12 protein-coding genes and 1 pseudogene are annotated in these 10,111 nt (G+C 72.1%); 5 read left to right on the top strand and 8 right to left on the bottom strand.

Annotated elements, in window-relative coordinates:
- Together AB0C29_RS18940 and AB0C29_RS18935 are read right to left on the bottom strand one after the other, a co-directional pair.
- The coding region (locus AB0C29_RS18940; RefSeq protein ID WP_360821774.1) for an NAD-dependent epimerase/dehydratase family protein at positions 1 to 344 on the bottom strand (344 nt) is incomplete at its 3' end.
- A gap of 94 nt (positions 345 to 438) precedes the next feature.
- Positions 439 to 1,173, bottom strand: a complete 735-nt coding sequence (locus tag AB0C29_RS18935) for a TetR/AcrR family transcriptional regulator (RefSeq protein WP_360821772.1) — start codon at positions 1,171 to 1,173, stop codon at positions 439 to 441.
- Positions 1,174 to 1,269: 96 nt separating this feature from the next.
- Here AB0C29_RS18935 and AB0C29_RS18930 point away from each other — a divergent pair, with 96 nt between their 5' ends.
- Together AB0C29_RS18930 and AB0C29_RS18925 are read left to right on the top strand one after the other, a co-directional pair.
- Positions 1,270 to 2,625, top strand: coding sequence for an MFS transporter (locus tag AB0C29_RS18930; RefSeq protein ID WP_360821770.1), 1,356 nt, complete (start codon positions 1,270 to 1,272; stop codon positions 2,623 to 2,625).
- Positions 2,626 to 2,654: 29 nt separating this feature from the next.
- The gene (locus AB0C29_RS18925; RefSeq protein WP_360821768.1) at positions 2,655 to 3,296 is read left to right on the top strand and encodes an NAD(P)H-binding protein; all 642 of its coding nucleotides are present in this window, start codon (positions 2,655 to 2,657) and stop codon (positions 3,294 to 3,296) included.
- A 5-nt stretch (positions 3,297 to 3,301) separates the two neighbouring features.
- Here AB0C29_RS18925 and AB0C29_RS18920 read toward each other — a convergent pair whose 3' ends face one another.
- Positions 3,302 to 4,153, bottom strand: a complete 852-nt coding sequence (locus AB0C29_RS18920) for an SDR family NAD(P)-dependent oxidoreductase (RefSeq protein ID WP_360821766.1) — start codon at positions 4,151 to 4,153, stop codon at positions 3,302 to 3,304.
- 172 nt (positions 4,154 to 4,325) lie between these two features.
- Here AB0C29_RS18920 and AB0C29_RS18915 point away from each other — a divergent pair, with 172 nt between their 5' ends.
- Entirely contained in the window at positions 4,326 to 5,207 is an 882-nt protein-coding gene (locus AB0C29_RS18915; RefSeq protein ID WP_360821764.1) for a helix-turn-helix transcriptional regulator, read from the top strand.
- Here the strand turns inward: AB0C29_RS18915 and AB0C29_RS18910 are convergent.
- The 5 genes from AB0C29_RS18910 to AB0C29_RS18890 all read right to left on the bottom strand — a co-directional run bounded on the left by AB0C29_RS18910 (position 5,183) and on the right by AB0C29_RS18890 (position 8,892).
- Positions 5,183 to 5,842 (bottom strand): response regulator transcription factor, encoded by a 660-nt coding sequence (locus AB0C29_RS18910; RefSeq protein ID WP_360821762.1) that lies wholly within the window; start codon positions 5,840 to 5,842, stop codon positions 5,183 to 5,185. The genes AB0C29_RS18915 and AB0C29_RS18910 overlap by 25 nt on opposite strands.
- On the bottom strand, positions 5,839 to 6,993 hold the full coding sequence (locus AB0C29_RS18905; RefSeq protein WP_360821760.1) for a histidine kinase: 1,155 nt from the start codon (positions 6,991 to 6,993) through the stop codon (positions 5,839 to 5,841). The genes AB0C29_RS18910 and AB0C29_RS18905 overlap by 4 nt, the downstream gene beginning before the upstream one ends.
- On the bottom strand, positions 6,990 to 7,829 hold the full coding sequence (locus tag AB0C29_RS18900; protein WP_360821758.1) for a type II CAAX endopeptidase family protein: 840 nt from the start codon (positions 7,827 to 7,829) through the stop codon (positions 6,990 to 6,992). The genes AB0C29_RS18905 and AB0C29_RS18900 overlap by 4 nt, the downstream gene beginning before the upstream one ends.
- A 52-nt stretch (positions 7,830 to 7,881) precedes the next feature.
- Positions 7,882 to 8,220, bottom strand: a complete 339-nt coding sequence (locus AB0C29_RS18895) for a hypothetical protein (protein WP_360821756.1) — start codon at positions 8,218 to 8,220, stop codon at positions 7,882 to 7,884.
- A 285-nt stretch (positions 8,221 to 8,505) separates the two neighbouring features.
- The gene (locus tag AB0C29_RS18890) at positions 8,506 to 8,892 is read right to left on the bottom strand and encodes a nuclear transport factor 2 family protein (RefSeq protein ID WP_360821754.1); all 387 of its coding nucleotides are present in this window, start codon (positions 8,890 to 8,892) and stop codon (positions 8,506 to 8,508) included.
- 86 nt (positions 8,893 to 8,978) lie between these two features.
- Here AB0C29_RS18890 and AB0C29_RS18885 point away from each other — a divergent pair, with 86 nt between their 5' ends.
- Positions 8,979 to 9,740: a helix-turn-helix transcriptional regulator gene (locus AB0C29_RS18885; RefSeq protein WP_360821752.1), complete on the top strand. Its 762-nt coding sequence runs from the start codon at positions 8,979 to 8,981 to the stop codon at positions 9,738 to 9,740.
- 57 nt (positions 9,741 to 9,797) lie between these two features.
- Positions 9,798 to 10,111 (top strand): annotated as a pseudogene (locus AB0C29_RS18880) (hypothetical protein); the annotation flags it as partial.

The raw sequence follows: 10,111 nt of genomic DNA, 5'->3' as shown, positions 1-10,111 counted from the left end.
GTCTCGTTGGCGATCCCGTCGGTGTCGCCGTAGACCCACGTTCCGCCGGTGTGCACGTAGACACCGGAGCCGACGCCGTCCAGCATCGCCTGCGTCGCGGCGAGATCGGCCTCGGCACTGTCGGCCTGCGCGAGATGGATGACCGCGTCCGAGTGGCCGGCGGCGGTGTGCAGCGCGTCGAGGTCGCCGAGCCCGCCGGCCACCGGTACGGCGCCCGCGTTGCTGACCATCTGCGCGGCGCGCTCGTTGCGGGCCAGAGCCGCGACGGTGTGCCCACGGCGCGACACCGCAGCGATGGTGGCCTGACCGAGGTAACCGGATCCGCCGGTGAGAAAGACGTTCATCTGGGAGTCCTTTCGTCAACTTCCGGCTCCCAGCGTCCGGCCGCGAGGGCTTGCGGCCAATACGGATCGGTGACCCTGTCATGCCCTGCGGGTATCAGGGCTGGGCGAGCAGCCCGTCGATGATGACCCGCAGTTTCCAGGCGGCGCGGGATTCGCTGTCGCCGCCGGCCGTCATCGATCCGCGCAGGGCGTGGATGGTCGGGTATTCGTCGTGGGACAGGGCGCCGAAGACAGCGTCCAGCTCGGCCCCGGCGGCGTGTGACATGGCCTGCTCGGTGGCGTCCGCCGGGGAGGCCGACGCCTCGAGGGCGCGCTGGGATCGCAGCCAGCCGGCGCGTTCCAGGGCGGACGAGGTGACGTACTGGTCGAGCAGGTCCGCCGCCCAGACGCAGGTGGCGTCTCCGAGGCCGCCCGCACGCAGCAGCCTCAGCATCTCCTCCGACACCCGCAGGGCGTGACGGCCGGTCTGCACTTTGGTCAGCGCCACGAGCGCGATGTCGTCATGGCCGCCCAGCGCGGTGATGGTTCGGCCGACGAGCAGCTCGAGGCGGGCCCGCCAGTCGCCGTCGGCCTCGCGGGGCAGTTCCACCTGACCCAATGCCAGGTCGTAGACCCCGGCCATGAGCTCGTCGCGATCGGCCACATAGACGTACAGGGACGCGGGTCCGGTGTCGAGGGCCTGCGCGACGCGTCGCATGGTCACGGCCGCGTAGCCGACCTCGTCGACCAGGGCCAGCGCCGCCTCCACGACCGCCTCACGGCTCAACGGCGCTTTGGCGGGACGGGTACGGGGGTTGTCAGGACGCGTCCGCCCGGTGGTGGTACTCACCCCGGCATCGTACTTGACGAACAGCGTTCGCGACGGTCATCATTCGGCACGAACGTTGTTCGTCACGAACGACGTTCGTGAGAGTGAGGGGGGACGATGAAGACGCGCTGGTTGGTGCTGAGTGTCGTGCTGGTGGCCGCGGTGATGGATCTGCTGGACGCGACCGTGATGAACGTGGCCGCGCCGACGGTGCGAGCGGCCCTCGGCGGCGGGGAGGCGACCGTGCAGTGGATGACCGCCGGTTACACCCTGGCGTTCGGTGTCCTGCTGGTGATCGGCGGGCGGCTCGGCGACCGGTGGGGACGCCGGCGGCTGTTCCTCATCGGTGCGATCGGCTTCACGCTGGCCTCCGTGGCCTGTGCCGCCGCGGTGTCCCCGGCGATGCTCGTGACGGCACGAGTGGTGCAGGGAGCCCTGGGCGCGCTGATGATCCCGCAGGGCTTCGGGGTGCTGACCGCGGTCTTCACCGACGTCCGGCAGCGGGGACGGGCGTTCTCCCTCTTCGGACCGGTCAGCGGGCTGGCCGGCATCGGCGGGCCGATCCTGGCGGGCGTCCTGATCGCCTGGGACCTGGGCGGCCTCGGCTGGCAGCTCATCTTCCTGCTCAACGTCCCGCTGGGCGTCTTCGCGGTACTCGGGGCGCTGGCCTGGATGCCCGCCGACCGCGGCGACCGGACGGCCCGGCTCGACCCGGTCGGTGCCGTGCTCGTCGCGGCCGGCTCGGCGGCCTTGGTCCTCCCGCTGATCCAGGGCCGGGAAGCAGGCTGGCCCTGGTGGACCTTCGCCCTGCTCGCCGCTGGTCTGGTCGCGTTCGCGCTGGTCGCGGTGCGGCAGCGGACGAGTGCCTCGCCGATCGTCGCCCCGGCCCTGTTGCGCAAGCGCCCGTTCGTGGCCGGTCTGGCTGTGGCGGTCGTCTTCTTCGCCGGGATCGGTGGGCTGATGCTGGTCCTCTCGCTGTTCCTGCAACTGGGCCTGCACTACTCCGCACTGCACGCCGGGCTGGCGCTGGCCCCCGTGGCCGCCGGGATCGCCGTCAGTTCCCTGCTCGCACCGGCCCTGGCCACCCGGCTGGGCCGCGCGCTGCTGCACCTGGGGCTCGGGGTGGAACTCCTCGGAATCGCCGGGCTGGCCGTCGCGGTCGGAACCGGTGCGCCGGCGTTGGCCCTGGCCGCTGCCACGCTGGGCATCGGACTCGGACTGGGCCTGCTGTTCGGCCCGCTGATCCAGCGCATCCTGGCCGTTGCCGCCCCCGACGAGGTCGGCAGCGCCTCCGGCACGCTCAACGCCGCCCAGCAGATCGCCACCGCCCTCGGCGTCGCCGTCCTGGGCACCGTCTTCTTCGCCGCCGGCGGCCCGGGCGCGGGCCTGGTCGCCGGAGCCCTGATCGTCGCCGCCTCCTGTGTGTGCTGCGCCGCGCTGGTGTTCCTCCTGCCGCGCACCGCCACCGCCTGACCCCGTTCAATCTCCTGGGAGCGTCCGTCATGAACGCCAGCAGTAAGAACATCGTCGTCCTCGGTGGGGGCGGCCGCACCGGACTCCTCAGCGTCGAGGAGGCCCGCCGAGCCGGGCACCGGGTCACCGCCGCCGTGCGGACGCCGGAGACCTTCCCGGCCACCCGCAGCGAAAACCTGCGGGTGGTTCGGGCCGACGTCCGCGACAGTGACAGCCTGGATGACGCGATCCGTGGACAGGACGCGGTGGTGTCCGCCGTCGGCCCCTCCGGGCGCAGAGCCCTGGGCCTCTACTCGGACGGCGCCCGTGCCACTGTCACCGCGATGCAGAGAGCCGGCGTCGCCCGCTATCTCGGGATCACCTCGGTCGGCGTGCGACACGACGACCCCCACTTCTCGTGGTGGTACCGCCATCTCGTCCGGCCACTCGGCCGGGACCTCTACGCCGACATGAGTCTCATGGAGGACCTCGTGCGCGCCACCGACCTCGACTGGACGTTCGTGCGGCCCACGTACCTGCAGGACCGTCCGGCCACCGGGGCGTACCGGGTGACCGACAACTCCTGTCCTGAGCACGGGTGGAGGATCACCCGGGGCGACGTCGCCCGTTTCGTCGTCGAGGAGGTAGCCCGGTCCCGCTGGTCGCGGCGCGCACCCAGCCTCGCCGAATAGGCACCTCAGGCGATGTCGGTGGTGATGGCCAGCACCCGGCCGGCCTCGATGTCGGCGGTCAGGCTCTCGATGCGGGTCGTGGCCAGGGCGTAGGAGTCCGAGCCGAGGATCTGGTGCAGCGGCGCGGTGCCCGACTCGGCGACGGTGATGATCGCGGTGGCCGCGCGGGCCGGGTCGCCGAGCTGGGTGCCGGGCATGGCCAGGTGGGTGCCGGTCATCTCGCGGACGGCGTCGTAGCCGTCGGCGGTCCGTTCCGGCAGGCGCAGGCTTCCGGTACGCAGGAAGTCGGTGCGCATGTACCCGGGCTCGACCAGGTTCACCCGGATGCCGAAGTCCGCGACCTCAGCCGCCAGTGAGCCGGTCAGGCCTTCCAGGGCGTACTTGGCCGCGCAGTACAGGCCCCAGCCGGGGAACGCGGTCAGTCCGAGGATCGACGAGATGTTGATGATGTGGCCGCTGCGGCGTGCGCGCATGCCGGGCAGGACGGCCCGCAGCACGTTCCACGCCCCGAACAGCTGCACGTCGAACAGCTCCCGGGCCTCGGCGTCGGTGACCTCCTCGACGGCGCCGAGCAGGCCGTAGCCGGCGTTGTTGACCACGACGTCGATCCCGCCGAAGCGGTCGTCCGCCGCGGCCACGGCGGCACTGACCTCCTTCTCGTCGGCCAGGTCGACGGGCAGGACCAGCAGCCGGGACGGGTCGGCGCCGGCCAGGTCCGCGGTCAGCCGTTCGGGGGAGCGGGTGGTCGCGGCGACGTTGGCCCCGCGCTCCAGCAGCTGCCCGACCAGTTCGCGGCCGAGGCCGTGGGAGGCGCCGGTGACGAACCAGGTCGCGCGGCTGGTGGTGGGGTGGGACATGGGAGCCTCCTCAGGCTGACCTTTCGATGAAGTCCCCCGGCCGTGGAACGGATCCCATGCTGCGTTCGCGGACCGGGGTCCGGACACGGTCAGCCGGGTCCAGCCCTGCCTGGGCACGCCATGCCCACCCAGCCCCTGGGCGGCGCGCCCGCCAACGGCAATCATGGGAGGCATGGTGGGACGCGCGGAGCTGGGTGACTTCCTGCGGAAGTGCCGGACGGACACGACGCCGGAGGCCGTGGGACTCACCGGCCAGGCCGGTCAGTCCGCTCGACGGGTACGGGGTCTGCGCCGCGAGGAGGTGGCCCAGCTCGCCGGGGTGAGCGTCGACTACTACACGCGGCTGGAACAGGGCCGGCACACCAGTCCGTCGGAAGGGGTCCTCGACGCCCTGGCGCGGGTTTTCCTGCTCGACGCCGCCGCCCGGGCCCACCTGGCTGATCTGGCCCGTCCGGCCCGTCGGCGTGCTCAGCCCGTACCGGTGCAGCGGGTGCGGCCCGCCCTGCAGCAGCTGATCGCCTCCATGACCGAGCACCCGGCCTTCATCATCGGCCGCCGCACGGACGTCCTGGCGTCGAACACGCTGGCCCGGGCGCTGCTCACCGACTGGACCCGGCTGCCGCCGCGGCACCGCAACTACACCCGGTGGGTGTTCCTCGACCCGGCCGCGCGGGAGGCCTTCAGCGACTGGCCGGCCGTGGCGGCCGAGGTGGTCGGCACCCTGCGGCTCTACGCCGGGCGGTTCCCCGACGACCCGCTGCTCAGCGAGCTGGTCGGGGAGCTGACCATCAAGAGCGCGGATTTCCGTACGTGGTGGAACGGGCACCAGGTGCACGAACGCACCCACGGCAGCAAACACATGGTGCACCCCGCCGTCGGACCGATCACCATCCGGTACGAGGCGCTGGCGTTGCCCGGTGACGATGAGCAGACGCTGTTCATCTACACCACCGATCCGGGCAGCGCCTCGCACGACAACCTGCGCCTGCTGGCGTTGTGGGCGACCGAGCAGCAGCCGGCCGCCGGCCCTCAGGTCACCAGGCCTCTGCGGTAGGCGTAGACCACCGCCTGCACGCGGTCGCGCAGGCCGAGCTTGGTCAGGATGCGCGACACGTACGTCTTCACGGTCTCGTGGCTGATCACCAGGGTCGCCGCGATCTCGCCGTTGGACCGGCCGTCGGCGATCAGGCGCAGCACCTCCAGCTCCCGCGGGGTCAGCGCGACGTCGTCCGGGGTGTCCTCGGCGGGCCGGATCCGGGCCGCGTACCGGCCCACGAGCTGCCGGGTCACCTCGGGGGCCAGCAGCGCGGCGCCGGTGGCGACGGTGCGGATGCCGTGCAGCAGCTGCGCCGGCGGGGCGTCCTTGAGCAGGAAGCCGCTCGCGCCCGCGCGCAGCGCCTCGTAGACGTACTCGTCGAGGTTGAACGTGGTCACCACCAGCACTTTCACCGGGTGGGCGACCCCGGCGCCGGCCAGCAGGCGGGTCGCCTCGATGCCGTCGAGCACGGGCATCCGTACGTCCATCACCACGACGTCCGGGTCCAGCCGGCCGGCGAGCTCGACCGCCGCCCGGCCGTCCCCGCATTCTCCGACCACCTCGAGGTCGGGCTGGGCGCCGACGATCGTGGTGAATCCGGTACGGATCAGCGGCTGGTCGTCGCAGATCAGCACCCGCAGCGGCGCGGTCACGACGGGCTCCCGCCGGGGATGCGGGCCCGCACGACGAAGCCGCCGCCGCTGCCCCGGCCCGCGCTGAACTCGCCGCCGAGCACCCCGATCCGTTCGCGCAGCCCGGCGAGACCCCGCCCACTGCCGCCGGGGGAGATGGCGTGCGAGCCAGGGCCGTCGGTGCTGACTTCCACGGTGGTCTCCTTCTCGCCATGGCGCACGTGCACGACGGTGCGGCTGCCGTGGGCGTACTTGAGGGCGTTGGTCAGCGCCTCCTGCACCACCCGGTACGCCGCGACCTCGGCACTGCCCGTCGTCTGCGCCGGGGTGCCGTCCTGGGTGAACTCGACCGGCTGCCCGGCCAGCCGGGTCTGCTCGACGAGGGTATGCAGCTCGCCGACGGACGGCAGGCGCGGCTCGGTGCTGTGGTCGGGGTTGAGCAGGTCGAGCAGGTGCCGCAGGTCCGTGATGGCCCGCCGGCCGGTGTCGGTGATCGCGGTCAGGCTCTCGTCGAGCCGGTCGGGCGCGGCGGTCAGGTAGCGGGCCGCCTCGGCCTGCACGACCATCGCGGTCACGTGGTGGGTCACGACATCGTGCAGCTCGCGGGCGATCCGGGTGCGTTCGGCCGTACGGGTGGCCTCGGCGACGTGCCGGCGCTGCTCCGCCTCGGCCAGCCGGGTCCGGCGCAGCCAGGCCCCGATGCCCCACGCGACGGCCAGCGCCAGGTAGAACGTGATGAAGTCGGCGACGGTCTCGACCGACCCGCTGCGGCCGAGCGCGACGGCCAGCGGGACGTACGCGACGGACAGCAGCACCACGGTGGTACGCCGGTGGCGGGACAGATGCAGAGCCGTGCTCACCAGCGCGATGGGCAGCGCGATGCTCGCCGCCGTGTGATAGGCGCGGAGCTGGTCGATCGCGAAGCCCAGCGACACCAGACCGAGGCAGAGGGCCGGCCAACGCCGGCGCACGACCAGCGGCAGGCACTCCAGGGCGACCACCAGCACCGTCAGCGCGTCGGCCGGGCGGGTCGGCAGGTCGCCGAGCTGGGTGCCGCGGTTGTGCAGTGCCGGCACCGCCGACAGGACGACCAGCAGGAGCGCGAACGGGAGGTCCCGGACGGTGACGTCCCAGCGCCGCCACCGTTCCGGGACCCCCCCGAGGTCGATCATCGGGAAACTGTAGCGGTCGCCGCCGGCTCAGCGGCCGCGCGGCGCCGACGCGGGACGATGTGACCGCGGCGGTGGGCCAGCCACATGAACACGACGGTCAGGGCCACACCGGCCGCCACCGTGTACAGGCTGCCCTCCGGGCCGAAGTCGCCCCCGGTGACCAGGGTCGAGCCCGAGAACGTGGCGTCCAGCAGGCCCTTGGACTCGCCGTTGCCGGAGACCGCCGCGCCGGAAATACCGCCCAGGGCGAAGTTCCAGCCGAAGTGCAGCCCGATCGGCACCCACAGGTTGCGGGTGGCGGCGTAGCAGGCGGCGAGCATGAAACCGGCCTCGATCGCGATGGCGGCCGCGCCCCACAGCGTCGCGTCCGGGTTGACCAGGTGCATCGCGCCGAACACCACGCCGGTCAGCAGCAGCGAGATCCAGGTGCCGATGCGTTCCTCGATGACGCGGAACAGGACGCCCCGGAACAGCAGCTCCTCGGTCGCGGCAGCGGCGGCCATGAACCCGAACAGCCCCAGCGCGCCGGTGACCGAATTCAGGCCGTGCACTTGATAGCCGTCGAGGAAGGCGATGTTGGCGATGACGGCCGCGAACATCCCGGCCCCGATCAGTGCGCCCCGCAGGAGCCGGGCGACGGCCCCCGACCGGGCCACCTCGGTCGGTGCGCGGTGCTCGGTGCGCCGTACGACCCACGCGTAGACCAGGACCGCGAGCACCGCTGTCACAAGCCCGAGCACCAGGGTGAGCCACGGGTTCCCCTGCACCGCGGCGACACCCTGGCCACCGACGAAGGCGACCGCCGCAACCGCCAGGAACTGCTTCACCAGACGCATGTTGACTCCTCCATGAAGTCCGCGGCTTGAGCGCCGCGGGCTACGTTGAACGCTATGGATTTGTCGCGCCGGAATCGTCACCGCACGGTGGACACTCCTGGGTAGCTCGCACGGGGGACAGGTCGTGCAGGCCCTGCTCCCAGCGCTGCTGCCGTTGCTCGGGCGTCTGCTCCCACCAGGGGACGCCGCGCTCGCCGAGGGCGACCTTGGCCAGCTGCACGCGGGCGCGGGCCGGTGCGGGGTCCACGCCTGCGCGCAGCGCGGTGCCGACGTCGCGCCGAGCGGCCATCAACGCCTTGCGTAGCTGTGCGGCCACGTCCTCGGGGATGGCGGGGTCGGTGGCCCGCCAGCGCCGCCCCGAGATGACGACGAAGTGCCCGTCCTCGGTCATCGGCGGTCGCTCCTTGTTCGCCACCGGGCCCCCTTGCTTCGCCGCTGTTTCCTCGGTGCTCTTTGTCGGCCTTTCCATGCGGCCGTTTCTTCGGTGCCGTTGTCTGCCTTCTCTGTGGCCGATCCTTCAGTGCCCGTTTTCCGCCGCGGCAAGCTCGGACCAGCTCGGCGAACGCCTCCCTCGCCCAGCTGGCAGCGGACCACCAGCAACTCATCGCTCATCGGCCCCTCCTTCATCTGTTCAGGCGGGGCTCCGGCACGTCAGGTTCACCGCATCTGGTTGAGGTCAGCATGAGGCAGGCTCCCACCAGGTCAGATTGGCGGCCGCCCGGGACACCGGCTCGATGATCTCGAACCCCTCGGCGATCAGCCCGTCGTGTACCCGCCAGACCTCGACGACCGTGATCTCGGGCCCGCCGGGCAGCCAGCGCCGGGTGCACAGCACCACGTGATCGCCGTCGGCCAGCAGCTGCAGGACCTCTACCCGCATGTCCGCGAGGGGCACCAGCGCCGCCCGGACGGCGGCCAGCCATTCCGTCTTGGTCGAGGAGGTGGAATCCGGCCGGCGGTGGACGAAGCCGTCGCTGAGGAACGGTGCGAGGGCGTCGACGTCGCGCGTCTCGAGCAGGGCGGCCAACGCCCGCTGGATGACGGCCTTGTTGTCGGTAGTCATGGACGGAGTGTTTCCGCGGCCGCCGCGATTGTCGATGAAACGGGAGTTCATGGCGTCCTGCGCCACGATGAGTACGCTGCACGTTCGTGGACACGGTGGGGGAGCTGCTGCGGCAGTGGCGGCACCGCCGGGGGCTCAGCCAGCTGGACCTCGCCATCGCCGCGGACGTCTCGGCCCGGCACGTCAGCCTGGTCGAGACCGGGAAATCCCGGCCCAGCGCCGACATGATCCTGCGGCTGGCGGATCAGCTGCAGGTGCCGCTGCGCGATCGCAACAGGCTGCTGCTCGCGGCCGGCTTCGCACCCCGGTACGCGGAACGTCCGCTCGACGACACTGCACTGTCCGCGGCGCGCGACGCGGTCCGCCGGGTGCTGCACGCGCACGAGCCGTACCCGGCGCTGGTCTTCGATCGGCGCTGGAACATCGTGATGACCAACCGAGCGGTCGAGCCGTTCTTCGCCGGGGTCGCCCCGGACCTGCTGCGGCCGCCGGTCAACCTGGTGCGGCTGGGCCTGGACCCGCGTGGGCTCGCTCCGCTGGTCGTCAATCTGGGTGACGTGCGGGCTGTGTTCCGTACCCGAATCTCCCGCCAGCTGGCCACCGCGCCCGACCCCGAGCTGACCGCGCTGTACGAGGAGCTGCTGGCCCCCGCCGCGGGGGACACCCCGGGCGACCGGGCCGACGCCGACGTCGTGATCCCGATGATCCTCCGCGTTGCCGGGCGGGAGCTGCGGATGTTCTCGACCATCACCACGTTCGGCACCCCGATGGACATCACCCTGGACGAGGTCGCGATCGAGTCGTACTACCCGGCGGACGCGGCGAGCGCCGCCTACTTCACGCAGTAGCCGCTTCCGGGCGATTGGCCGTTTACGGCTCGGTGTCCCCGGCCTTGAATCATCGGTATGCCTGACGACGCTGGGGTCAGAGACCTGTGGCAGCTGTACGAGCCGTTGCACGCGGTCACCTATTTCGCGCCGGAAGCCCGGGCCGCGTTCGAAGGTGCCGGGCTGCGCGGGTTCTGGCGGGGCTACTTCGGGGGCCGGGTCGCGCCGCTCGGAGCCGTGCCGGCGGCACCGGTCACCGCGTTGTTCTTCTCCTTCGCACCGGCGATGGTGGCCCGCGCCCTGCCCGACGTGTGGCAGCGGGCGTCGCCTGAGCAGGCTCTGGCCGCCCGACTCGACGGCGCTGTGGCCGCGCTGCGGGCCGTGCTGCCCGG

The organism is Actinoplanes sp. NPDC048791, assembly GCF_040650095.1.
Taxonomy (GTDB): Bacteria; Actinomycetota; Actinomycetes; order Mycobacteriales; family Micromonosporaceae; genus Actinoplanes.
The sequence above is the reverse complement of the archived record's forward strand: the minus strand, read 5'-3'. Positions and strand labels throughout refer to the sequence as shown.